Source organism: Pseudomonas palleroniana, assembly GCF_003031675.1.
In the GTDB taxonomy this organism is placed as follows: Bacteria; Pseudomonadota; Gammaproteobacteria; order Pseudomonadales; family Pseudomonadaceae; genus Aquipseudomonas; species Aquipseudomonas palleroniana.
The window spans coordinates 44986-69070 of sequence record NZ_PYWX01000064.1 but is presented as its reverse complement, the minus strand read 5'-3'; the positions used below and the strand labels follow the sequence as shown (position 1 = coordinate 69070).

The 24085-nt window shown below is 62.9% G+C and carries 22 protein-coding genes; 14 read left to right on the top strand and 8 right to left on the bottom strand.

All coding sequences use genetic code 11. The features are described from left to right. Window positions 1–22: 22 nt before the first annotated feature. Window positions 23–2701, bottom strand: a complete 2679-nt coding sequence (mdeB, locus tag C9383_RS22340) for an alpha-ketoglutarate dehydrogenase (RefSeq protein WP_090371335.1) — start codon at window positions 2699–2701, stop codon at window positions 23–25. 191 nt (window positions 2702–2892) lie between these two features. On the opposite strand from mdeB, the gene C9383_RS22335 reads away from it, so the two are divergent. The 3 genes from C9383_RS22335 to C9383_RS22325 all read left to right on the top strand — a co-directional run bounded on the left by C9383_RS22335 (window position 2893) and on the right by C9383_RS22325 (window position 5570). After that, entirely contained in the window at window positions 2893–3807 is a 915-nt protein-coding gene (locus C9383_RS22335) for a class I SAM-dependent methyltransferase (RefSeq protein ID WP_090371338.1), read from the top strand. A gap of 149 nt (window positions 3808–3956) precedes the next feature. Next, window positions 3957–4676 (top strand): phosphatidylcholine synthase, encoded by a 720-nt coding sequence (pcsA, locus tag C9383_RS22330; RefSeq protein ID WP_060757016.1) that lies wholly within the window; start codon window positions 3957–3959, stop codon window positions 4674–4676. 114 nt (window positions 4677–4790) lie between these two features. Beyond that, a complete protein-coding gene (locus C9383_RS22325) occupies window positions 4791–5570 on the top strand; it encodes a TSUP family transporter (RefSeq protein WP_060757017.1) in 780 nt (259 codons plus the stop codon). Here C9383_RS22325 and nudC read toward each other — a convergent pair. Both nudC and C9383_RS22315 read right to left on the bottom strand, forming a co-directional pair. Beyond that, window positions 5538–6371: an NAD(+) diphosphatase gene (gene nudC, locus C9383_RS22320; protein ID WP_060757018.1), complete on the bottom strand. Its 834-nt coding sequence runs from the start codon at window positions 6369–6371 to the stop codon at window positions 5538–5540. The genes C9383_RS22325 and nudC overlap by 33 nt on opposite strands. Before the next feature lie 5 nt (window positions 6372–6376). Next, window positions 6377–7189, bottom strand: coding sequence for a crotonase/enoyl-CoA hydratase family protein (locus C9383_RS22315; RefSeq protein WP_060757019.1), 813 nt, complete (start codon window positions 7187–7189; stop codon window positions 6377–6379). Between the two features lie 192 nt (window positions 7190–7381). Between C9383_RS22315 and C9383_RS22310 the strand changes: the two genes are divergently transcribed. Next, a complete protein-coding gene (locus C9383_RS22310) occupies window positions 7382–8650 on the top strand; it encodes a chloride channel protein (RefSeq protein ID WP_090371340.1) in 1269 nt (422 codons plus the stop codon). Between the two features lie 61 nt (window positions 8651–8711). After that, window positions 8712–9266 carry a UPF0149 family protein gene (locus C9383_RS22305; RefSeq protein ID WP_060757021.1) on the top strand — a complete coding sequence of 185 codons (555 nt, stop codon included), beginning with the start codon at window positions 8712–8714 and terminating at the stop codon, window positions 9264–9266. 6 nt (window positions 9267–9272) lie between these two features. Here the strand turns inward: C9383_RS22305 and C9383_RS22300 are convergent, their stop codons facing one another. Continuing rightward, entirely contained in the window at window positions 9273–9902 is a 630-nt protein-coding gene (locus C9383_RS22300) for a lytic polysaccharide monooxygenase auxiliary activity family 9 protein (protein WP_090371342.1), read from the bottom strand. 358 nt (window positions 9903–10260) lie between these two features. On the opposite strand from C9383_RS22300, the gene C9383_RS22295 reads away from it, so the two are divergent. Both C9383_RS22295 and C9383_RS22290 read left to right on the top strand, forming a co-directional pair. Beyond that, complete coding sequence (locus tag C9383_RS22295) at window positions 10261–11517, top strand: 3-phosphoshikimate 1-carboxyvinyltransferase (protein WP_090371344.1); 1257 nt, start codon at window positions 10261–10263, stop codon at window positions 11515–11517. A 33-nt stretch (window positions 11518–11550) separates the two neighbouring features. Beyond that, complete coding sequence (locus C9383_RS22290; RefSeq protein ID WP_060757024.1) at window positions 11551–11940, top strand: hypothetical protein; 390 nt, start codon at window positions 11551–11553, stop codon at window positions 11938–11940. Between the two features lies 1 nt (window position 11941). On the opposite strand, the gene C9383_RS22285 is transcribed toward C9383_RS22290, so the two are convergent. Next, window positions 11942–12541, bottom strand: coding sequence for an NAD(P)H-dependent oxidoreductase (locus tag C9383_RS22285; protein ID WP_090371346.1), 600 nt, complete (start codon window positions 12539–12541; stop codon window positions 11942–11944). Window positions 12542–12624: 83 nt separating this feature from the next. On the opposite strand from C9383_RS22285, the gene C9383_RS22280 reads away from it, so the two are divergent. Continuing rightward, the gene (locus C9383_RS22280) at window positions 12625–13221 is read left to right on the top strand and encodes a TetR/AcrR family transcriptional regulator (RefSeq protein WP_090371348.1); all 597 of its coding nucleotides are present in this window, start codon (window positions 12625–12627) and stop codon (window positions 13219–13221) included. A gap of 28 nt (window positions 13222–13249) precedes the next feature. Here the strand turns inward: C9383_RS22280 and C9383_RS22275 are convergent, their stop codons facing one another. Then, window positions 13250–13918, bottom strand: a complete 669-nt coding sequence (locus tag C9383_RS22275) for a GNAT family N-acetyltransferase (RefSeq protein ID WP_090371349.1) — start codon at window positions 13916–13918, stop codon at window positions 13250–13252. 21 nt (window positions 13919–13939) lie between these two features. Further along, window positions 13940–14845: a LysR family transcriptional regulator gene (locus C9383_RS22270; RefSeq protein WP_090371352.1), complete on the bottom strand. Its 906-nt coding sequence runs from the start codon at window positions 14843–14845 to the stop codon at window positions 13940–13942. A gap of 113 nt (window positions 14846–14958) precedes the next feature. Between C9383_RS22270 and C9383_RS22265 the strand changes: the two genes are divergently transcribed. From C9383_RS22265 to C9383_RS22240, 6 genes are all read left to right on the top strand, one after another. Then, window positions 14959–16140: an MFS transporter gene (locus tag C9383_RS22265; RefSeq protein ID WP_090371354.1), complete on the top strand. Its 1182-nt coding sequence runs from the start codon at window positions 14959–14961 to the stop codon at window positions 16138–16140. 54 nt (window positions 16141–16194) lie between these two features. Then, the gene (locus tag C9383_RS22260) at window positions 16195–16905 is read left to right on the top strand and encodes a FadR/GntR family transcriptional regulator (protein WP_090371356.1); all 711 of its coding nucleotides are present in this window, start codon (window positions 16195–16197) and stop codon (window positions 16903–16905) included. A 103-nt stretch (window positions 16906–17008) separates the two neighbouring features. Further along, on the top strand, window positions 17009–18202 hold the full coding sequence (lhgO, locus tag C9383_RS22255) for an L-2-hydroxyglutarate oxidase (protein WP_090371358.1): 1194 nt from the start codon (window positions 17009–17011) through the stop codon (window positions 18200–18202). Between the two features lie 58 nt (window positions 18203–18260). Then, window positions 18261–19586, top strand: coding sequence for an MFS transporter (locus C9383_RS22250; RefSeq protein ID WP_060757032.1), 1326 nt, complete (start codon window positions 18261–18263; stop codon window positions 19584–19586). Window positions 19587–19667: 81 nt separating this feature from the next. Further along, entirely contained in the window at window positions 19668–20522 is an 855-nt protein-coding gene (locus C9383_RS22245) for a CAP domain-containing protein (RefSeq protein WP_090371360.1), read from the top strand. 168 nt (window positions 20523–20690) lie between these two features. After that, a complete protein-coding gene (locus C9383_RS22240; RefSeq protein WP_090371362.1) occupies window positions 20691–22877 on the top strand; it encodes an ATP-binding protein in 2187 nt (728 codons plus the stop codon). Between the two features lie 3 nt (window positions 22878–22880). Here C9383_RS22240 and C9383_RS22235 read toward each other — a convergent pair whose 3' ends face one another. Further along, complete coding sequence (locus C9383_RS22235) at window positions 22881–24062, bottom strand: GGDEF domain-containing protein (RefSeq protein ID WP_060757035.1); 1182 nt, start codon at window positions 24060–24062, stop codon at window positions 22881–22883. Window positions 24063–24085 lie beyond the last annotated feature (23 nt).

The following is a 24085-nucleotide window of genomic DNA, read 5'->3' as shown; positions in this document are numbered from 1 at the left end:
AAGCCCCCTCCCACATGGGTTTTCAGGCGATCCAGGACGGGTCACGCTCCGCCTGCAAGCCATATCGCTCAATCGCCTGCCGGCACACTTCGCGCTGCAAACTGCCCTGCTCCACCAACGCCGTCAGCGCCGCCAGCACGAGGTGATGGCGGTCCACCTCAAAGAAATCCCGTAGCGCCGCCCGTGTATCACTGCGCCCAAAGCCGTCGGTGCCGAGCACGGTGTAGCTGGAGTCCAGATACGAGCCCACCATCTGCGGCACGGCCCGTACATAGTCGGACACCGCGATCACCGGCGCGCCTTTGGGCAAGCATTCAGCCAGGTGACTGACCCGTTTGACGCCCTGCGGATGCAAGCGATTCCACCGTTCCACCTCCCGTGCGTCCCGGGCCAGCTCGCTGAAACTGGTCACGCTGAACACTTCGCTCGCCACCTGCCAATCGTCCGCCAGCAGTTGTGCCGCCGCCTGGACCTCGCGCACCAGCGTACCGGCCCCGAGCAGGCGCACTTGCGCCTCGGCAGCGCCTTCCAGGCGATACATACCCTTGATGATCGCCGCTTGCACGCCCACCGGCAGGCTGGGCTGGGGGTAGCTTTCGTTCATCAGGGTCACGTAGTAGAACTCATCCACATCCTGCTCGAGCATTTGCCGCATGCCGTGGTCGAGGATCACTGCGAACTCGCCGGCAAACGCCGGATCGTAGGCGCGACAATTGGGCACGGTGGCCGCCGTGAGGTGGCTGCTGCCGTCCTGATGCTGCAAGCCTTCGCCCCCCAGGGTGGTACGGCCGGCGGTAGCCCCCAGCAGGAAGCCCCGGGCGCGTTGATCGGCGGCGGCCCAGATCAGGTCGCCGACGCGCTGGAAGCCGAACATCGAGTAATAGATGTAGAACGGCAGCATGCGCAGACCGTGCACCGAATAGCTGGTGGCCGCCGCGACCCAGGAGCTGATGGCGCTGGCTTCGCTGATGCCTTCTTCAAGGATTTGCCCGTCGGTGGCTTCGCGGTAGCTGAGGATCGACCCGATGTCTTCCGGCTCGTAACGCTGGCCGACGCTGGAATAAATACCGATCTGCTTGAACAGATTGGCCATGCCGAAGGTACGCGCCTCGTCCGCCACGATGGGCACGATGCGCGGGCCGAGCGCCTTGTCCTTGAGCAGGTTGGTGAGCATGCGCACAAAGGCCATAGTCGTGGACATTTCCTTACCGTCGGCGCCAGTGGCGAAACCGGCGTAACCCGTCAGCGGCGGCACACTGACCGGCGCTGCCTGCTGGGCACGGCTCGGCACATAACCGCCCAAGGCTGCGCGGCGCTGGTGCAGGTAGCGCATTTCCAGGCTGTCGTCGCCAGGTTTATAGAAGCTCAGGGATTCGGTCTGCTCATCCGTCAACGGCAAGCGAAAGCGGTTACGAAAGGCGATCAATGCCTCACGATCAAGCTTTTTCTGCTGGTGAGTGGTCATCTTGCCCTGCCCGGCCTCACCCATGCCAAAGCCCTTTTTGGTCTGGGCCAGGATCACCGTGGGCTTGCCTTTGACCCGGCGCGCGGCGTGGTAGGCCGCGTGGATCTTGAGCATATCGTGGCCACCCCGCTTGAGGCCGTCGATCTGTTCATCGCTCATGCCTTCGACCCGCTTGGCCATGGCCGCGCTTTGGCCGAAGAAGTGTTCGCGGTTGTAGGCACCGTCCTTGGCGGCGAACGTCTGAAATTGGCCGTCGACGGTATTCGACAAGGTGTCGACCAGCGAGCCGTCGGTGTCTTGGGCAAGCAAAGCGTCCCAGTCCGAGCCCCACACCAGCTTGATCACGTTCCAGCCGGCGCCGGCGAACAACGCCTCCAGTTCATCGATGATCCGCCCGTTGCCCCGCACCGGGCCGTCGAGGCGTTGCAGGTTGCAGTTGACGACCCAGGTCAGGTTGTCCAGCCCTTCACGGGCGGCCAGGGTCAGCGCCGACATGCTTTCCGGCTCGTCCATTTCACCGTCACCGAACACGCCCCACACGTGGCGGTCGGTGGTGTCCTGCAGGCCGCGGTGCTGCAGGTAGCGCATGAAACGCGCCTGGAAAATCGAACTGATGGGGCCGATGCCCATGGAGCCGGTGGGGAACTGCCAGAAGTCCGGCATCAACCAAGGGTGCGGATAGCTGCAAAGGCCGCGTGCGCCGGATTTTGCGCCGCCCAGTTCCTGGCGATAGTGTGCCAGGTCGTTTTCGCTCAAGCGCCCCTCAAGGAAGGCCCGGGCATAGATGCCTGGCGCGGAATGCGGCTGGTAGAACACCAGATCACCGCCAAAATGCTCGTTGCGGGCACGGAAAAAGTGATTGAAGCCCACTTCGAACAAATCCGCGGCACTGGCGTAGCTGGCGATATGGCCACCCAGTTCACCGTAGGCCTGGTTGGCCCGCACCACCATGGCCAAGGCATTCCAGCGCACCCACGAGGCCAGGCGCTCTTCGGTGGCCAGGTCGCCGGGAAAGGCCGGCTGCTGCTCGACGCTGATGCTGTTGATATACGGCGTGCCGTGGCGCGGCTTCCAGTCGATGTGCGGCGCACTGCCCTCGCGCGCGAGCAGGTCGAGGATCTGCCGCGCCCGCGCAGGCCCGGCGTGGGAGGCCAGTGAAGCCAGGGCGTCACGCCATTCGTCCAGCTCTTGCTGATCCAACGCCGTGTGATTGACTGCACTTGCGAAACCGTTCATGAGCACCTCCGGGCTTTTTTTCCAGTTTATGTGGGTGCTTGAGGATTTTTTGCCTGTTATCAGGCGCGGTTTGCAGCGGTTTGAGCATGAATCACTGCCAATCGGCTTTTTACCAGCACATCGTGCTCAAGCCCCCCGAAACCACCCAACTGTGTTTAAAATGCCGCCCGCTCAATGACCGACGCTCGACGATGACCCCAGACGCACTCGCCACCCTGCACGCTCACCTGCTCACCGCCCTGGCCAGCCCACCGGCGGAGACCCGCCGCCTGTTTCACGGCCGTGGCCGCTGCTGGCCGGGCCTGGAGCAACTGACCGTGGACTGGTTGCAAGGCGTGGTGCTGGTCGCGTTGTTCAAGGAGCCGGAGCCTGCCCAGCTGGAAGCCTTGAAACAGTTGCTGCAGACGCACTTGGGTGCTTACACCATCGCCCTGCAACACCGTTATCTGCCGCAAAGCACCACCGAATGGCTGGTGGGCGACGCGGTAGATGAGCTGACGATTACCGAAGGTGGCCTGCGCTACCTGATCGACCTGGGTAAAAAACAGAACAGCGGGCTGTTCCTCGATATGCGCTACGGCCGCAACTGGGTACGCGAACAGGCCACGGGCCAGCGGGTACTCAACCTGTTTGCCTATACCTGCGGGTTCTCGGTGGCGGCGATCGAAGGCGGCGCCGAACATGTGGTGAACCTGGACATGGCCCGTGGCGCCCTCAGCCGTGGCCGCGACAACCATCGCCTGAATGGACATGACCTGAGCAAAGTCACGTTTCTGGGCCACGACCTGTTCAAATCCTGGGCCAAGGTCATCAACGGCGGCCCCTACGACCTGGTGATCATCGACCCACCGTCGTTCCAGAAAGGCAGCTTTTTATTGACCAAGGACTATCAGCGCGTGTTGCGCCGCCTGCCGGATCTGCTTACGCCACAGGGCACGGTGCTGGCCTGCATGAACGACCCGGCCTTCGGCGAAGACTTCCTGATTGATGGCGTAACTCGCGAAGCGCCGGGCCTGCGCTTTGTGGAACGCCTGGCAAACCCGCCGGAATTCCCCGACATTGACCCTCAAAGCGGTTTAAAGGCCCTGGTGTTCCGTCAGGGCTGATGCCGAAACGTCTTACGCTTGCTACGCTAAGGGATACGCCGGGGTGGTGAACCTTATCCCCCCCTTCCCGGTCGATAACTGCATTCCCTGGCCAGACTCGACGGCGTTACGTCGTCGGCTGCCCTGTTTCACCTTTTGGAGATCCGCCCGTGATATCGACCCTGCATGTAGCCAGACTCAAAGCCTGGGGCGCCCACGGCTTTACCGCCACCGGTGTGGTGCTGGCGTTCCTGGCGACCCTGGCACTGCTGGAAAACTCGCCCAAGGCTTGCCTGTTGTGGCTGGGCCTGGCGCTGGTGGTCGATGGCGTCGACGGCTCGCTGGCGCGACGGGTCAATGTGAGCACGGTGTTGCCCAGCTTTGATGGCTCGGTGCTGGACCTGGTGATTGATTACCTGACCTATGTGTTCATTCCGGCCTTGTTTATCTACCGCTATATCGACCTGCCAGACTTTACCCATCTGTTTACGGTGTCGGTGATCCTGGTGTCGTCGCTGTTCTGCTTCTGCAATGTGAACATGAAGAGCAAGGACAACTACTTCGTCGGCTTCCCGGCTGCATGGAACGTGGTGGCGTTGTGCGTGTATATCATCCAGCCCGAAGCCTGGGTCACCTTGTTGACGGTGATTGGCCTGGCGCTGCTGACCGTGACGCCGATGAAGTTTCTGCATCCGTTTCGAGTGAAGCGTTTCATGCCGCTGAATATCGCGGTGACCACGATCTGGCTGTTGTGCAGCTTTCTGATGGTGGTGGATTACCCGAATACCAACCCGTGGACGTTCGGGTTGTGGTCGCTGATGTCGGCTTATTTCCTCGGGATCTGCGTGTGGCGCACCGCGCTGGAATGGCTCGACAAACGCCACAGCTGATCACGCTCGAAAAAGTGGGAGGGGCTTGCTCCCTCCCACATTTGGATCTGGGTGCATCACACGGGTAAGATGACCGCCTCTCGCTTAGCGCCCTGCCAATAATAAGCCCTGCCCATGCCCTTCGAACTCAGCGTTGACCTCACCACCCTAGCTATTCTCGCCGTCGTAGCCTTCATTGCCGGTTTCATCGACGCCATCGCCGGCGGCGGCGGGCTGCTCACCACGCCGGCCCTGCTCACCGCCGGCATGCCGCCGCACCTGGTGTTGGGCACCAACAAACTCAGCTCGACCTTCGGCTCCGCCACGGCAAGCTTCACCTTCTATCGACGCAAGCTGTTCAACCCTCGCCAGTGGGTGCACGCCATCATCGGTACGCTGGTCGGCGCGCTGACCGGTGCCGTGGTCGCCCACTACCTGCCTGCCGAAACCCTGAACAAAATGCTCCCGGTGATCGTGTTCGCCTGTGGCGTGTACCTGCTGTTCGGCGGCACCCCCAAGGCACCGCTGGATGCCGATGCACCGATCAAGAAGAAATGGCAAGCCACCCAAGGTTTCGGCCTGGGCTTCTACGACGGCGTGGCCGGCCCCGGCACCGGTGCGTTCTGGACGGTGAGCACCATGCTGCTGCACCCGATCGACCTGGTGAAGGCCAGCGGCGTGGCGCGCAGCATGAACTTCGTGAGCAATGCGGCGGCGTTGACGGTGTTTATCATCAATGGCTCGGTGGACTGGATCGTCGGCCTGGCCATGGGCCTTTCGGTGATGTGCGGCGCGTTCTTTGGCGCGCGCAGCGCGATCAGCGGCGGCGCCAAATTCATTCGGCCGGTGTTTATCACCGTGGTGCTCGGCCTGACGGTACGCCTAGCCTGGCAGCACTGGTTCAGCGTGGCCTAGACGACGCGCCAGGTAGAGGTCGATCAGGTAACGCGCAATCGAGCGTGAGGCCGGCAACGGCGGTAGCTCATGGATGTTGAACCACTGCGCATCTTCGATTTCGTCGGCCTGGGGCACGATATCGCCCCCGGCGTATTCGGCATGGAACCCCAGCATCATCGAATGCGGGAACGGCCAGCATTGGCTGCCCATGTACTGGATGTTCTTGACCTCCACCTGCACCTCTTCGCGCACCTCGCGGATCAGGCAGTCTTCGGCCGACTCGCCCGGCTCGGCAAACCCGGCCAGGGTGCTGTAGACGCCCGTGACAAAGCGCGGCGAACGCGCCAGTAGAATCTCGTCGCCACGGGTCACCAGCACGATCATGCTCGGCGAGATCCGTGGGTAGCTGCGCAGGTCGCAGGCCTGGCAATACATCGCACGCTCGCGTGGCACCTGGACCATGGCCTGGCCGCAGCTGCCGCAAAACCGGTGCTCCCGCGCCCAGGTGCCGATCTGCGCGGCGTAGCCAAGCACTTTGTACAGCGTGTGATCACCTTGCAGCATAAAGCCGCGCAAGCCCTGCCAACTGCAACCCGGCACCTGGGCGGCCGAGTTGAGTTCCAGCAAGTACACCGGTTCACCGTCGAGGTGGCCGATGCCATGCTCGGCGAACACCGACAGGTCCTGGCGCTTGAGCCACTCCCTGGGAAACAGCGGGCCATTGCTGTCATGCAAAAAGCCGTCACGGCTGCGGGCGACGGCCCAGCCGCCTGGCGTGTCGTTGTCGAGCAGGGTTGTGGTAATCCAGCCTGGGGTCATGTCAGTCAATCCACGAATTCGGGTTTCTGCTTACTCATGTGGGCCGCAATGGCCACGCGCAGGTCGTTGGATTGCAACATAGCCGCGTTCCAGGTGGCAACGTATTCCAGACCATCATTGATCGTGTGATCACGCATGTAGCTGATCATGGCCTTGGTGCCGGTCACGGCGATCGGCGACTTGGCGGCGATCTCATGGGCGATTTCCATCACCCCGGCCAGCAGGCTTTCCGGATCGGCATACACACGGTTGACCAGGCCGATGTCACGCGCTTCTTCGGCACCGAACTGGCGGCCGGTGTAGGCCAACTCGCGCAGCATGCCGTCACCGATAATGCGCGGCAGGCGCTGCAAGGTGCCGACGTCGGCGGCCATGCCGATGTCGATTTCCTTGATCGAGAACTGCGCCCCTTCGGCGGCATAGCGCATGTCACAGGCGCTGATCAGGTCGATGGCACCGCCGATGCAATAACCCTGGATCGCCGCCAATACCGGTTTACGGCAATTGTCGACGGCATTGAACGAGGCTTGCAGTTCGAGAATCTTGCGCCGCAGCAGACGTGCGTTGCGCCCGACATCCTTGCCGAACTCGTTGGCCACCGAGGCGAGCATCATCAAGTCGATGCCCGACGAGAAATGCTTGCCTGCGCCGCTGAGCACCACCGCACGTACGGCATCGGTGTCTTCGATCCATTGGAAGATGTCGATGATTTCGGTCCAGAACGCCGCGTTCATCGCGTTGATCTTTTCCGGGCGGTTGATCTGCACATGGGCAACGTTGCCGGTGAGTTCGACGACGAAAGCTTGGTATTCGGACATGGCAGTGATCCCTGACTGGCGAGTGATAAGGCTCGAACTATAACAAGGGTGCGCGACGGCGCATCGGCCAAAAACGGGACTGGCAAAGTAATGCAATGTTGCAGGCGCGCCCTGCATGCAGTACCGATACATTTCATCCCGCAGACGCGACTGATCGGTTATACCATCAGGGCCCTCGCCTGGAGCAACCTTATGCCGCCCACGTTTCATTCGTCGCTGACGCTGGCCCTGGTGGTCGTGTTGACCGGTATCGGCGCGGGTTTGGGCGGGATGTGCCTGGCGCTGTTGCTGCACGGCATTCAACACCTGGCGTACGGCTACAGCCTCGACAGCCTGGTCAGCCATCAAACCTTTTTGTGGGGCGTGACCGCCGCGACACCCGAACGCCGCCTGCACGTGCTGATGGTGTGCGGGGTGGTGGCCGGGCTGGGCTGGTGGACGCTCTATCGCTATGGCCGCCCGCTGGTGAGCGTCAAGCAGGCCGTGTCGGCAAGCCTGCCGATCATGCCGGCCAAGACCACCCTCGCCCACGCCGTCTTGCAGATCATCACGGTGGCGCTCGGCTCGCCCCTGGGCCGTGAAGTGGCGCCCCGTGAGGTTGGCGCGCTGGCCGCCACGTGGCTGTCCCAACGCGCACGACTAACGCCGGAGATGCACCGGCTGCTCGTCGCCTGTGGTGCGGGCGCCGGGCTGGCGGCGGTGTATAACGTACCGTTGGGCGGCGCGGTGTTTGTGCTGGAAGTGCTGGTGGGCGCATTCAGCTGGCCGGCCGCACTGATGGCGTTGGCCACGTCGGCTATCGGCGCAGCGGTGGCATGGCTCGGGCTGGGGGCGGAAGCGCAATACGTCGTGCCGCACTTTGTGCTGAGCCCGGCGCTGATCGCCTGGGCCGTGGTGTGCGGACCGGTGTTCGGCGTGGCCGCCTACGGCTTTACCCGCCTGACCGGCGCCGCCAGGGCCCATGCGGCGCGCGGGTGGCGCCTGCCGGTGCTGGCGCTGCTCAACTTCAGCCTGATTGGCGGGTTGGCCATGCTGCTGCCGCAGATCCTCGGCAACGGCAAAGGCCCGGCGCAACTGGGCTTTGATAATGAACTGGGCATTGGCCTGGCCGCCGTGTTGCTGGTCGCCAAGGTGCTGGTCACCGCTGCCAGCTTGCGCGCCGGCGCCGAGGGCGGCCTGCTGACACCCGGCCTGGCCAATGGCGCATTACTGGCGATCATCCTGGGCGGTGCCTGGAGCCTGGTGCTGCCCGGCGTACCGCTGGGTGCCTTTGCAATCATCGGCGCGGCGGCCTTCCTGGCGGCCAGCATGAGCATGCCGTTGACCGCCATTGTGCTGGTGGCGGAATTCACCCGTATCGAGCATGACTTTCTGGTGCCGATCATCCTGGCCGTCATCGGCTCGGTGTGCGTGAGCAAGCTGTGCCAACGCGGGGAAAACACTGGAAAAAAGCCCGCCTAAGCGCCATCCTTCGCGCTCTAAGCTGCCCACCCGCAGCGCTCGACGCTTAAAGGATATGCCCATGCACGCCCAACCCCTCGCCCCCGCCGATTTCGAATTCGTCGAAGACACCCTGCTCAAGTACGGCGACGATCATTCGGTGCTGAACCTGGCCGAACTCGACGGCTATTTCACGGCGTTGGTCTCCAGCCCCGCGCAGGTGGAAGTCGGCGAATGGTTTCCGGCGATCTGGGGTGGGCAAAATCCCGACTGGGAAAGCGTGGACGAGGCCCAGCGCTTCCTGGAACTGTGCGTACGGCATATGAATACACTGGCGGCGCAGTTGGCGACCGACGCCCAGGCGTTCAAGGCACGTTTCGATGACACCGAACATCAGGGCCAAGCCGTCACGCTCGCCGAAGAGTGGTGCTTTGGTTACATCCGTGGTGCGGCCATCGGCAACTGGCCAGAGTTGCCGGCTGCCGAAGCCGCGGCGCTGGAGAAGATCTCCTGGTGCGCCGAGCAGGATAACTTCGAGTTGCCGGCAGACCTGGATGTAGGCGCCCATCAACAGCGGGTCAGCGAAATCGAACCGGCTGCGCGGGCGCTACATGATTACTGGTTGGCCAAGCGTTAAGCCGGCCTATTTGAAGTCCAGATCAAACGCCTGGTAGAACGCATTGCCGGTGTTGGCCACGATCCACATCAGCACCACCACGTGCCGGCCCTTCTTGCCCTTGGGCAGCGTCACCTGATGCTCGACCTTGGCTTTGAGCGCGTCGGCATGTTGGTAGTACGGCACTTGGGTGTAGAAATCCTCGAAAAACGGCTTGGCTTCCAACTGAGCGCGGCTGATGCGCTGTTTCGGGTCCCAGCCATCCTTGGTGATAAGCCAGCGGTAGCCCCGGGTGACGTGGGGCGCGGTGTATTCCCACTGCACCTTGAACACCTGGCCGGCCTCGACGTTCAACAACGGCCAGGTAAACGGCGTATTGAGCTTCTTGCTCATCTCTTCATCGGTGAAGTTGAGGCAGTCGCGATCGTCAGTCTTGCCGCCGCTCAGGATGTGTCCATCGGCAGGCGGCGTGACACTCTGGTCATCGGTTTGATAGGGCGTGGGGAACGGCCCGGCGTTGAGTGCCGGGAAGTTCTTGCCACCTTCCATCTCGTTGACTTGCCAGTTGCCTAGCAGCCCGCGTTCCACCGCAACCGAGCCACGGCTGGCCGGGGTCACGACGCGACCATGCTTGAGTTGAGTCTGGGGTTTGTTCATTTCAGTCACTCCTTGATTGAAAACTCCCCGGGATGGGGAGCGACCTGAACTTACCCCACCACCCGCGCTTGTCCACCGAGCCACAGCGTAGGAAAAGTTACATGGCACGCACGTCCCATTGAGCAGACGCATTTGTCCTGCGTCGGATTTGGGTATGTGCCTACCTTGCAAGGGGGCATCCACCTACAGCTCTTGTCCTGGGACCGGTAGCGGCCTGAACCACCCGAGCACCGACTGCACTGCGGAAAATACCGCTCGGCGGTGATCCCCGCTCGACAAGCACCGCGCCTATACCCGATTATTCGGGTCCGCCCGTTGGCCGCGCCAGCCACCTTGCCTTGACCAGGAGCCTTGTACCTTGAGTTCGCAGAAAACCGTGACCGTGACACCGCCCAACTTCCCCCTGAACGGCAAGGTCGCGCCCCCCGGCTCCAAGTCCATTACCAACCGCGCCCTGTTGCTGGCGGCCCTGGCCAAGGGCACCAGCCGCTTGAGTGGTGCGCTGAAGAGCGATGACACCCGCCATATGTCGGTGGCGCTGCGCCAGATGGGCGTGACCATCGATGAGCCGGACGACACCACCTTTGTCGTCACCAGCACGGGCAAATTGCAGCTGCCTGCACAACCGTTGTTCCTCGGCAATGCCGGCACCGCCATGCGTTTTCTCACCGCCGCCGTGGCCACCGTGCAAGGCACCGTGGTACTGACCGGCGACGACTATATGCAAAAACGCCCGATCGGCCCGCTGCTGGCGACCCTTGGCCAGAACGGTATCCGCGTCGACAGCCCCACCGGCTGCCCGCCGGTGACGGTGCACGGCGTGGGCAAGGTGCAAGCCAAGCGTTTCGAGATCGATGGCGGTTTGTCCAGCCAGTACGTGTCGGCCCTGCTGATGCTCGCGGCCTGCGGCGAAGCACCGATTGACGTGGCGTTGACCGGCAAGGACATCGGCGCCCGTGGCTACGTGGACCTGACCCTGGACTGCATGCGGGCCTTCGGCGCGCAGGTCGAGGTGGTCGACGACAGCACCTGGCGCGTGGCTCCGACCGGCTATGCCGCGCATGACTACCTGATCGAACCCGACGCCTCCGCCGCCACCTATCTGTGGGCGGCTGAAGTGTTGACCGGTGGTCGCATCGATATCGGCGTGGCGGCGCAGGACTTCACCCAGCCGGACGCCAAGGCCCAGGCCGTGATCGCGCAATTCCCGAACATGCAGGCCGAGGTGGTCGGCTCGCAGATGCAGGACGCGATCCCGACCCTGGCGGTGCTCGCCGCCTTCAACAACACGCCGGTCCGCTTCACGGAACTGGCCAACCTGCGCGTGAAAGAATGCGACCGCGTACAGGCCCTGCACGACGGCCTCAACGAAATCCGCCCGGGCCTGGCGACCATCGAAGGCGACGATCTGTTGGTGGCAAGCGACCCGGCACTCGCCGGCACCGCATGCACGGCGCTGATCGACACCCACGCCGACCACCGCATCGCCATGTGCTTTGCCCTGGCCGGGCTGAAAGTCTCGGGTATCCGCATCCAAGACCCCGACTGCGTGGCCAAGACCTATCCTGAATACTGGAAGGCCCTGGGTAGCCTTGGGGTTACGCTGAGCTACTGAAGCCGGCGGCGTCGGAATGGGGAGGTCGTGCACATGACAATTCGCCAACCCTGCCCACCCGGCGCCTGCGTTTGCGATCGCGAACAATTGCTGGACGTGCCCGGTGCCGACTTACGTATCCTGCATCTGACGCGCCAGGAAGAGAAACGCCTGATCGAACGCCTCGAAGACCTCAAGAGCCTGCAAGACCTGGAACACATGCAACAGCGGATGTACGAGTTATTGGGCATCCGCCTGCATATCGCGCCGGGGCATACCGAGGTCAAGAGCATGCGCGGGATCCAGATCGTCATCGATGAACTGCCCGGCATGTGTCGCAAGACCCGGCAGGCGATCCCGGCGGCGATTCGTCGCGGCATGGAGAAACGCCCGGAAATTGCCTACCGCTTGCTGGATGCCCACGACCTGTTTCGCGAAGGCTGAATCAGCTGGCGACCGGCTCGTCCTCAAACACCCTCTGCCCGATGGCCTTCGCCGTCTGCAAATGCGCCTGCGCAGTGCCACTTTCCGATTCCAGCAACAGCTGCGATGTCACCACCTGCGCCCCGCAGTAATCAAAGATGCCGTAGTCGATTTGCGTGCGCATGGCCTGGGCGTAACCGTGCCGCTCAAACGCCCCCTCATCCGCCGCACCGACTGCGAGCAAGTGCACCTGCACATGGCGCAGCTTTTTCACCACCGGCAAATCCGGGCCGTAGTCGATCGCCCAACCGTTGACGAACACGCGGTCCACCCAGCCCTTGAGCAAAGCCGGCAACGACCACCAATAAATCGGAAACACCAGCACCAACGCATCCGCGCGGTCGATACGCGCCTGTTCGGCAAGCACGTCAGCCGGTGGGGTGGCGCGGGCGCGATGCACTTGGTGATCGGCCAGGGTATAGCGCGGATCGAAGCCTTCGCCCGCAAGGTCAGCGATTTCATAGCTGTGCCCGGACGCGGTGAGGCCAGCAGCGACCTGCGCCGCCAGGCTGTGAGTGAGCGATGCCGGGTCGTGGTGAGCAACAACGATCAAAGCGTGCATGACAATGACTCCCTTTCGGTTTAGGCTGCACCTAAATTACTTTTAGTAAGTTACCTCTAGTAAGTTACGTTTGGTATATAAGCATGTCAAGTCATGAATCCCCTGCCCCACGTCGACGCTTGTCTCGCGAAGATCGCTTTCGCCAATTGCTCGACGTGGCCTGGCAACTGGTGCGCGAAGAAGGCACCGACGCGCTCACGCTGGGTCGCCTGGCGGAACTGGCAGGTGTCACCAAGCCGGTGGTGTATGACCATTTCGTCACGCGGGCGGGGTTGTTGGCTGCACTGTATGAAGATTTTGACGGGCGGCAGAATCAGCTTTTTGCCGAGGCCATCGAAGCCAGCGCGGCTACCCTGGAAGATCGGGCCGGGGTGATCGCCGCGTGTTACGTCGATTGCGTGTTATTGCAGGGGCGGGAGATTCCCGGGGTGATCGCCGCACTCAGCAGCTCGCCGGAACTGGAGGCGCTCAAGCGACGATACGAGGCGATCTTCCTCGATAAATGCCGTGAGGCGCTGTCACCATTCGCTCCTGGCAAGCAGGTCTCCCAAGCCGGGCTGCGGGCCATGCTGGGGGCAGCGGAAGCCCTGTCCCAGGCCGCCGCCAGCGGCGAACTCAGCCGTGAAGAGGCGCAACAGGAACTGCTGGCGACGATTCTGGCGATGGTCAATCGCAGTTGAATGCACATCTGCCGCAAGGGCGTGAGTTTCAACCGCGAGCCTGTAGAAACAACTGCACCTTGCGCGCCAATTGATCCAGATGGCGATCGCGCTGCTTCTCGGCATCGACCATGGCGCGCTTGCCGTGTTTTTGCAGCAGGTAGGTGTGAATCTGCCGCACTTCCAACGAGCGGTAGATGGCCGCGACATCCAGCACGCCCATCAGGCCGTCGGTGCCATAGTCGCGAGTGTTCATCAGCACCTGCGTGCCACGCGCACCACGCACTTGAAACCCCATGGCCTCGAAGGTCGCGACCTTTTCCACGGCGCACGCCAGCTCGGCATGGGGATAGCGTGCGAGTACGTCCTGCAGCATCGCCCGCGCGATCCCCTGGCGCCGATACCCGGCTTGCACGGCCATGAAGGCAATGCCGCAGGCGTGCGGATCATCCTTCACCGGCAGATAGAGGCAAAAGCCCACCACCCGTTCCTCTTCCATCGCCACGACCAGTTCGACGGCAATGCCCTTTGCCCCATCCAAGGCCTCCAGGTACAGGTGCACCTCAAAACCGATGGCGTATTGGTAGATGTTGTAGAGCAAGTTGCTCGGCGGCAGCGCGACACTGCTGATGTCGGTGAGGTTGTCCACCACCATCTGCAGGATCTGGCCATTGATGGCTTCGGGGCACGGCGTGGTGTAACGGGTAAGGCTGAACATGCAAATTCCTGGGGTTTCGCGTCAAGGCAACGGCGATTGTACCTGTTGCAGGCACACCTCACGCAAACAGCCGCGCAGCCAGCGATGGGCCAGGTCGGCGTCCTGACGTGGGTGCCAGAGCATCGCCACGGTGAAAGGCGGTAGCGCAACCGGCAAGGTAAACCGGAACAGCCCCTCGGGCTGATTGGCCGTGTAGCGTTCGGGCACGCTGGCGATCAGATCGCTGGCGCGGGCCAGGGCGACAGCGGTGGAGAACCCCGCCACCACCGTGCAGACCTGCCGGCTCAAGCCCTGCGCTTCAAGGGCATCGTCAATCTGGCCACGGTCCTGGCCGCGCCGCGAGACATACACGTGGCCGCCTTCGGCAAAACGCGCAGCGCTGATTTCACCCTGGCTCAGCGGATGGCCGCTGCGCACCACCCCGATCAACCGGTCGCGAAACAGCGCCTGGGTCAGCACCTCGGGGCCGGCGCCGGCGTCGACCACGCCGGTTTCCAGGTCGACACTGCCGTCGCGGAGCCAGTCCGTGTGTTTGTCGGTTTTATTGATGAAGCGCAGCCGCACGCCCGGCGCGTCCCGGCCGATGCGCGCGAGCAGCGCCGGGCCGAAGCTTTCGACGAACTCCTCGCTGGTGCGCAGGGTAAAGCTGCGCGTCACGCGGCGCATATCCAGGGATTGTGCGGGGCGCAGCACGCCTTGGGCCTGCTGCACCAGGCTGCCGACCTGTTCGCGCAATGCCTGGGCACGTGGCGTGGGCACCAGTCGGCGACCGGCGCGGACCAGCAACGGGTCGCCGGTGGTTTCGCGCAGACGCGCCAGTGCCCGGCTCATGGCCGACGGGCTCAAGCCCAGGCGCTTGGCGGCACCGGCGACGCTGCCTTCGCTCAACAAGACGTCCAGGGTAATCAGCAGATTGAGATCGGGCATCGGCACTCCTGACAAGGCGTTATACGCACGTATTAACTACAAACCATGCGCCTTCCGCCATGTTAAACGAGGTCGTAGATTGGTGACATCCGCATTCATTCAAGGAATCGTCCATGCAGACCTCCTCCCGAGGCGCTCTTTGGAGCCTGTGTTTGTCCATGTTGCTGGCCTCGCTCGGCACCAGCATTGCCAATGTCGGCTTACCCTCGTTGGCGCAGGTGTTCGAGACGTCATTTCATGCCGTGCAGTGGGTGGTACTGGTGTATCTGCTGGCAATCACGGCGGTGATTGTGGCGGCCGGCAGCCTGGGTGATCGCGTGGGGCGCCGACGCTTATTGCTGATCGGGCTGCTGCTGTTTGCGCTGGCCTGCGGGTTGTGTGCGGCCGCGCCGTCGCTGCCATGGCTGGTGGTCGCACGGGGACTGCAGGGGCTGGGGGCGGCGAGCATGATGGCAATGACCTTGGCGCTGGTCGGCGACACCGTCACCAAAGCGCACACGGGCCGTGTCATGGGGTTGCTTGGCACAATGTCGGCGCTGGGTACCGCCCTGGGTCCGAGCGTCGGCGGAGTACTGCTCAGCCTGTGGGGTTGGCGGGCGCTGTTTCTGGTCGGCCTGCCATTGGGCATGCTGGCGACCACCCTCGCCTATCGCTACCTGCCGGCTGATCGGCTGCGCAGATCGAATGCCACCGGCCTGGGCTGGCGTGTCGCGCTGGCAGACGGGCCGTTGCGCGCCGGCCTGGCGATGAGCGCGCTGATTGCCGCCGTGATCATGGCGACCTTTGTCGTCGGTCCGTTTTATTTGTCCCGTGGCCTGGGGCTCGATGCGACCTGGATGGGCCTGGCCATGGCCGTTGGCCCCTGCGTGGCGGCCTGCGCCGGCGTACCGGCGGGCCGTCTCACCGACCACTTCGGCAGCCGCCGCATGACCCTTGCCGGCCTGGGCTTGTTGTTCTGTGGCGCCCTGCTGTTGTCATGCGCCAGCGGCCTGCCGGCGTACCTGACGGCACTGGTGGTTTTGACCTGCGGCTACAGCCTGTTCCAGGCGGCTAACAACACCGCGGTGATGAGCGACGTGCACGCGACCCACCGAGGCACGGTCTCGGGCCTGCTGAACCTGTCGCGCAACCTGGGCCTGATTATCGGCACTTCGGCCCTCGGCGCAGTGTTTGCCTGGGCCGCGCCGGATGTTACGAATGCCCCCGCACAATCGGTCGTCAACGGCCTGCATGCGACCTTCAGCGTCGCGCTGGGGCTGATCCTGTTGGCGGTCGCAATACGACACAAATATTGACAAGATAAAATCGTAACGACTATTGTCTGACAACCTGATCAACAAGGCTGTCCCATGCTTGAGCTTCAACGCCCCGACTCGCTGGTCGTACGGGTTGTCAGCGCAATTCGCGCAGAAATCGATTCCGGCCGACTGCCGCCGGAGTCCCGCATGCCCACAGAGCAACAACTGGCCGAGCAGCTCAACGTCAGCCGTTCCGTGGTGCGCGAAGCCATCGCACAGCTCAAGGCCGATGGCGTCATCACCGCACGACGGGGCCTGGGTTCGTTCATTTCACAGACGCCGGCCGGCACAGTGTTCCGTTTTCCGCAGCAAGATGGCCGCCGTCCGGACCTGGCGCAAATGTTCGAGGTGCGTCTGTGGATCGAAACCCAAGCCGCTTCAATCGCTGCCCGGCGCCGCGATGAGGCCGACCTGCAGCGCATGAAAGGCGCCTTGCAAGCCATGCAGGACAACCGCGATAACTTCGAAGCCGCCGCCATCGCCGATGTGGAATTCCATCGCGCCATTGCCGACGCCAGTAAAAATGACTACTTCGTGGCCTTCCACGACTTCCTGCGTAGCCAGTTGGCCAGTGCCCGCAAGACTGCCTGGGAAAACTCGGCGTCGCGTTTTGCCACCGGCTCCGCTGATGCGACGCAGGAACACCAACGGCTCTACCAGGCGATTGCCGACGGTGATGCGCAACGCGCCGCCGCCAGTGCCGAGGCGCATTTGCGAGCCGCAGCCCGGCGCCTGAGCCTGGAACTGCCGACTACCGCCTGATCCTATGAATAGCGTGTCCTGGACACGCCCTTTTTTTAACAAAAACATTAGTCTGACAACCTGATAAGCAGACCAAAATGTATAACGGTAGGTATTTCACGCAATGATTCACGACTTTTGCATTATCGGTGGCGGCATCGTCGGCCTGGCCACCGCGATGGAGCTGCTCAAGCGCCAACCGGGCGCTTCGGTGGTGATCCTGGAAAAAGAACCGGTGCTGGCCAAGCACCAGACCGGTCACAACAGTGGTGTCATCCACGCCGGCATCTACTACGCACCAGGCAGCCTCAAGGCAGACCTGTGCAAGCGCGGCGCCGCAGCTACCAAACAGTTCTGCACCGAGCACGGCATCAAGTTCGAGGTGTGCGGCAAGATGCTGGTGGCCTCAAGCGCCCTGGAAATGCAGCGGATGGAAGCGCTGTACGCCCGCGCCCAGCTCAACGGCATGCACGTCGAACGCCTGGACGCCGACCAGTTGCGTCAGCGCGAACCGAACATCGTCGGCCTGGGCGCGCTGTTTCTCGACGCCACCGGCATCGTCGACTACCGCCAGGTGTGCGAAACCATGGCCCAAGTGATCCGTCGCGGCGGCGGCGAGATCTGCCTGGAACGCACCGTCACCGCGATCCACGAGGACACCGACAAAGTCAGCGTCAGCACCCTCGGCGAAACCTGGCAGGCTCGGCACCTGGTGGTCTGCGCCGGCTTGCAGTCGGATCGTCTGGCCACCCTGGCCGGGGTAGCGATCAATCACCAGATCATCCCGTTCCGTGGCGAGTACTTCCGCCTGCCCGCGTCGAAAAACACCCTCGTCAACCATCTGATCTACCCGATTCCTGACCCGGAGTTGCCGTTTCTCGGCGTGCACCTGACCCGCATGATCGACGGCAGCGTGACCGTCGGCCCGAACGCGGTGCTGGGCCTGGGCCGCGAGAACTACCGCAAGTTCTCGGTGAACTGGCGCGACGTGGCGCAGTACGCCAGTTTCCCCGGCTTCTGGAAAACCCTCTGGCAAAACCTCGGCTCGGGCACCACCGAGATGAAGAACTCACTGTTCAAGTCCGGCTATCTGGAGCAGTGCCGCAAATACTGCCCATCGCTGACCCTCGACGACCTGTTGCCCTGCGAAGCCGGTATTCGCGCCCAGGCGGTGATGCGCGACGGTAGCCTGGTGCACGACTTCCTGTTCGCCCAAACCCCACGAATGCTGCACGTCTGCAACGCGCCCTCGCCGGCCGCCACGTCAGCCATGCCCATCGGCGCAATGATCGCCGACCGCCTGTTCACTCCCCAGTAGCACCCGGCAATACGCGTCCATTTGACAATAACTATAAAGACTCAGAAGGAAGTACAGCATGACGGCCCCCGTCTCTATCGCCACCCACGAAACGCCCGAGCAAACCCGCAAACGCCTGCGCAAAGTCGCCGCCGCGACCATCTTCGGCTCCATGCTGGAGTGGTATGACTTCTACCTGTACGCCACCATGGCGGCGATTGTGTTCTCGAAGATTTTCTTCGATAACAGCGACCCGAAGACCGCCTCGCTGATGGCGTTCTCCACCTTCGCCATCGGTTTTATCGCCCGCCCGTTCGGCGGCATCCTGTTTGGTTACCTGGGCGACAAGTTCGGCCGCAAGCAAGTGCTGGTGCTGACCTTCTGCCTGATGGGCGTGTGTACCACACTGATCGGCCTGATCCCCAGTTACGCCTCCATCGGTATCTGGGCGCCGATCGTGCTGGTGTTTATCCGCATCATTCAAGGCCTGGGCGCCGGTGCCGAGCTGTCGGGTGCCGCAGTGACGTCCTATGAACACGCCTCCCAGGGCAAACGCGGCAGCCAGGGGGCGTGGCCGGCGCTGGGCCTGAACCTGGGCCTGTTGCTGTCGTCACTCACCGTGTACTTGCTCACCATGAACGGCAATGAGTTCCTGCTGGCCGGAGGCTGGCGCATTCCGTTCGTGTGCAGCATCGTGCTGGTGGGGATCGGCCTGTGGGTGCGTAACAGCATTCCGGAAACCCCGCAGTTCAAGGAACTGAGCCAAGAGGCCGCCAAGGTCAAGGCTTCGCCGCTCAAGGCCTTGTTCAAGAACGACCTGAAGGGGCTGGCGGTGGTGTTCTTTGTGGCCGTTGGCTATAACGCCCTGAGCTACATCTTCAAGACCTTCTCCCTGGCCTACCTGACCCAGTTCAAAGGTGTCGATGTGCATGTCACCTCATTGTCGGTGACGATCGCCAGCCTGATCGCCATCGTCGCGGTGCCCTGCTTCGGCTGGCTGTGCGACCAGTGGAGCAGCAAGACCGTACTGATGCTCGGCGGGGTGTTTTCGCTGCTGTTCGCCTACCCGTTCCTGGCCCTGCTCAACAGTGGCGAAAGCCTGATGATCTACCTCGCCATCGGCGTTGGCACCGGCATTCTCGCACCGATGATGTTTGCCCCGCAGGGCTCGTTCCTGAGCCGCCAGTTCCCGACCCAGACGCGCTCCTCGGGCTTCGGCACCGGACGTGAAATCGGCACCGCCATCGCCGGCGGCCTGGCACCCTTGGGTGCGCTGTCAATGGTGGCGGCGTCGGCCACCCACTCCACCGATGGCGTGGTGATCATCCTCGCTGTTTCGGCGTTGCTGGTAGTGGTGTTCGCCTTGTGCGACCAGGGTCGCAAACACTCGACATTCAAGAACTGAGGCAAAAAGTTCAGATCAATGGGTGCATGGATGCACCCGGATCGCGCATCATGGGCACTTTCAAGCTCAAGGGTAACGTCCATGCGCGTTCTGTCATTGATGATGGGCCTGACGACGCTGGCCGCCACTACGGTGTTCTGCGCCAGCGCGATGGCGAATGAAGAAAGTCAGTTGGTACAACAGATCAACCAGTACCGCAGCCAGGTGCAACGCTGTGGTGACCAGGGTTCCCAGGAACTGCCGCCGCTGACCAGCGACACACGGCTGGTACTGCCGGCGACCAACGTCGGCGATTTGCAGCAATCGCTGGCGCGGGCGGCGTATCCGATGGTCAACGTGCAGGCCATCAGCCTGTCCGGGCCCAAGGATGCGCAAGCGGCGATGAAAGCCGTGCGCGAGAGCTTCTGCCGCGTAGTGCTGGACCCGCAATTCGTCGACATCGGCGTGAGCAACAGCGGCCAGGACTGGCGCATCGTGCTGGCCCGACCGCTGCTGACCAGCGGCCTGGGTGACTGGTCGACCGAAGGCAAGCAACTGCTCAACCTGATCAATACCGCCCGCGCCCAGGCGCGCCAGTGCGGCACCCAGGCCTTCAACGCGACCACGCCACTGACGTGGAACGACGACCTCGCGGGGGCCGCCAACAGTCATACCCGCAACATGGCCAACGGCAACTTCTTCGACCACCTGGACCACGACGGCCGCACTCCGGGCGATCGGGCCGAGCTGGCCGGGTACAGCGCGAAGAACATCGGCGAAAACATCGCCGCCGGCCTCGATACGCCACGCAAGGTGGTAGACGGTTGGCTCGCCAGCCCAGGGCATTGCGCCAACCTGATGAACCCGCAATTCCGCGAGCTGGGTGCGGCCTACGCCATGGACCCGAAGAGTGATGCGGGGATCTACTGGACGGCGGATTTCGGCGCACAACAGTAACGGTACACAAGCCCGGCATGCCGGGCTTCTGCCGACTCAAATAAAAAGCGACATCAAATTGCCACCTCCTGGATAATCGCGCTGAACTGGCCGCGCTGATTCCGGTCTGTTGCTTGTCAGGCTGCCTTTCAGGCATCGACAGTACGTGGCAAACAAGGTGTTAGTGCAATGATGAATTGGCTGCAAAGCAGCAGCGACATGGCCGAGCAGGTGCGCCGCCATGATTGGGCCAGTACTCCGCTGGGGCCACTGGAGCAATGGCCGGACGTGCTCAAGACCACGGTCGCGCTGTGCTTTGCTTCAAGCTTCCCGCAGGCCATCGTCTGGGGGCCGTCCCTGACGACGCTGTACAATGACGCCTTTGTGCCGATTCTGGGCGACAAGCCGTTTGCCCTCGGACGCTCGTTCAGTGAGATATGGCAAGAGGCCTGGCACGAAATCAGCCCGATCGCCGACGCGGCCTATCAAGGCCATGCCACCTACATCGAAAACTATCCCCTGGTGATCGAGCGTGGCGCCGGCCCTGAGCAGGCGTATTTCACCTTTTGCTACAGCCCGATCCGCGACTCCCAAGGCAAGGTCGTGGGCCTGCTCGACACCGTCACCGAAACCACCACCACCGTCTTCCTCGCCCGCCGCCTCGCCGCGCTGGATGCCATCGGCAATGCCGTGGCCGGCGCCACCGACGCGCAGGCGATCATGAGCATCACCACGCGCCTGCTGGCCGAGCACTTGCAGGTCTCCAATTGCGCCTATGCCGATATGGATGCCGATGAAGACGGTTTCACCATTCGCGGCAACTGGGCCGCGCCCGGTTCGCCCAGCATTGTCGGGCGCTATCGCCTGGCCTCGTTCGGGGCACGCGCAGTACGCAAACTGCACTCGGGCGAACCCCTGGTGATTCGCGACAACCGGATAGAGTTCACGCCCGAGGAGTCGGCCCGCTACCAGGCCCTGGGCGCCACGGCGACGGTGTGCTTCCCGCTGATCAAGCAGGGTCGCCTGACGGCCCTGATGGCGGTGCATCACAAAACCCAGCGCGTCTGGTCGCCATATGACCTGGCGCTGGTGGGTGAAGTCACCGAACGCTCCTGGGCACATATCGAACGCGTACGCGCCGACGCTGCCGTGCGCGAAGGGTTGGCGGCCATCACCGAACTGAACGCCACCCTGGAACAACGGGTGCAAGAGCGCACCCTCGCACTCACCCAGGCTGAAGCCGCGCTGCACCAATCGCAAAAGCTCGAAGCCATCGGCCAATTGACCGGTGGCGTGGCTCACGACTTCAACAATTTGCTGACGATCATTCGCTCGTCCGTGGATTTTCTGCGCCAGCCAGGGCTGTCCGAGGAACGCCGCCGGCGCTACCTCGGCGCCGTCTCCGACACCGTCGAGCGGGCCAGCAAGCTCACCAGCCAGTTGCTTGCGTTCGCCCGCCGCCAGCCGCTGAACCCGGAAGCCTTCGACCTGAGCCGGCGCGTGCAAAATATCGGCGAGATGCTCGAAAGCGTCACCGGTTCACGCATTCATGTGCAGGTCGAAGTGCCTGGGCGTCCCTGCCATGTGTGTGTCGACGCCAGCCAGTTCGAGACTGCGCTGATCAACATTGCCCTCAACGCACGCGATGCCATGGGTGGCCAAGGCACCCTGACCCTGCGCGTCGCGCGCGTCTCAGCGCTGCCGCGCATCCGTGGCGATGCCCCAGTCCAACAGCCGTTCGTGACGGTGTCCCTCACCGACACGGGCACGGGCATCCCGCGTGAAACGTTCGAGCGTATTTTCGAACCGTTCTTTACCACCAAGGCCGTCGGCAAAGGCACAGGTTTGGGCCTGTCCCAGGTGTTCGGGTTTGCCAAGCAGTCCGGCGGTAACATCGACGTGGCCAGCACCCTGGGCCAAGGCACAGTGTTTACCCTCTACCTGCCCGAGGTGGAAGCGCCGGTCTCCCAGAACACGGCGCAGGACCTGGCACACAGCCCACTGCGGGACATGGCCATGGGGCATATCCTGATCGTCGAAGACAACCTCGAAGTCGGCCGTTTCGCCAACCAGATCCTCCAGGACCTGGGCTACCGGACCACTTGGGCTACCGATGCCGAACAGGCACTGGCGCTGGCGGGTGAGGACGCGATGGCCTTCGACGGCATCTTTTCGGATGTGGTGATGCCCGGCATGACGGGCGTGGCCATGGCCAAGCTGCTGCGCCAGCGACGGCCGGACCTGCCGGTGGTGCTCACCTCAGGCTACAGCGAAGAGCTGGCCGACAGTGGCTATGAGGGCTTCGAATTCCTGGCCAAGCCCTATTCCGCCGATCAGGTGGCATGGACGCTGGCCAAATCGATGCGCCGGGACTGAGCCCTACTCCGCCACGCCCCACTCCGCCACAGCCACTTGGTTACGCCCCATGGCCTTGGCGCGATACAGCGCCTTGTCTGCGCTGTTCATCAAGCTGTGCAGGTCCTGATCGGGGCTGCGTACAAGGGCCACGCCGAGACTGGCCGTCAGGCCCTGCACCGGTTCGACCGTCAGCCCGGAAATCGTCTTGACCAATTGCTCGGCGATATCGCGCGCGGTTTCCAGCGACGTGTTGGGCAGCAACACCGCAAACTCTTCGCCGCCGAGGCGGCCATATACATCCGAATGGCGAAACGATGCACTGATCACCCCACCAATCTGCCGCAGCACGTGATCACCGGCCTGGTGGCCGTAGGTGTCGTTGACACTCTTGAAATGGTCCATGTCCATCATCAATGCGCACACCGGCTGCTGGTTATCGCGACATTGCGCATACCGCTGCTGGGCGTGTTCGAAGAACGCACGGCGATTCATCAGCCCGGTCAGCTCGTCAGTCTGGGCGGCCCGTGTGGAGGCGTTATGGGCGCGCTCCATTTGCCGGGTCAGGCGAAAGGCCTTTTCCAGGGCATCGGAAAATTTACGCGTAGCGCTGACCACGAAGGTCGAAAACACCAGCACTGCGATTGCCACCCCCACTTGCATCAGGGTCGGCTGAAACAGCAACCACAGCGTACATGGCAATAACACCAGGGCCATGGCGCCCAGGGTCATGTAGCGATAGGCCGAATAACACGAAACCGCACTGACCGACATGCCCACCGTGAACAACATCACCAGCACCTGGGACACACGGTCGTCGGGGGGCATCACCGCCAACGCGCCCATGCCCCAGATCCCGGCCGACAACATCAACGTGACCGCATAACGTCGTTCCCAGCGTGCGGGCGTACGGTCGATATCAGGGCAACGAAACCAGTCCATGAACATTTTCAGGCGCAACAGTGAGGACACCGACAACGCCACCAACCAGATCAGCATGACCTGGTGGTTGAAGCGGTCCCAACACAGCCAGCAGAGCATGGCGGCGCCGAGGAAACTGCCGAAGATCGCGGCGAACGATTGGCGAAACAGCTGGTGCAAACGGTCCGTTCGCACCTGCTCTTCGATCACGCAATCCGGGTCCAGCCCATGCCCAAGGTTGCTCATGAAGTCAGCCTGCTTCGATTGCCATGATAAAGCCAGCATTGTGGCATCCGGCCAGCAGCTGG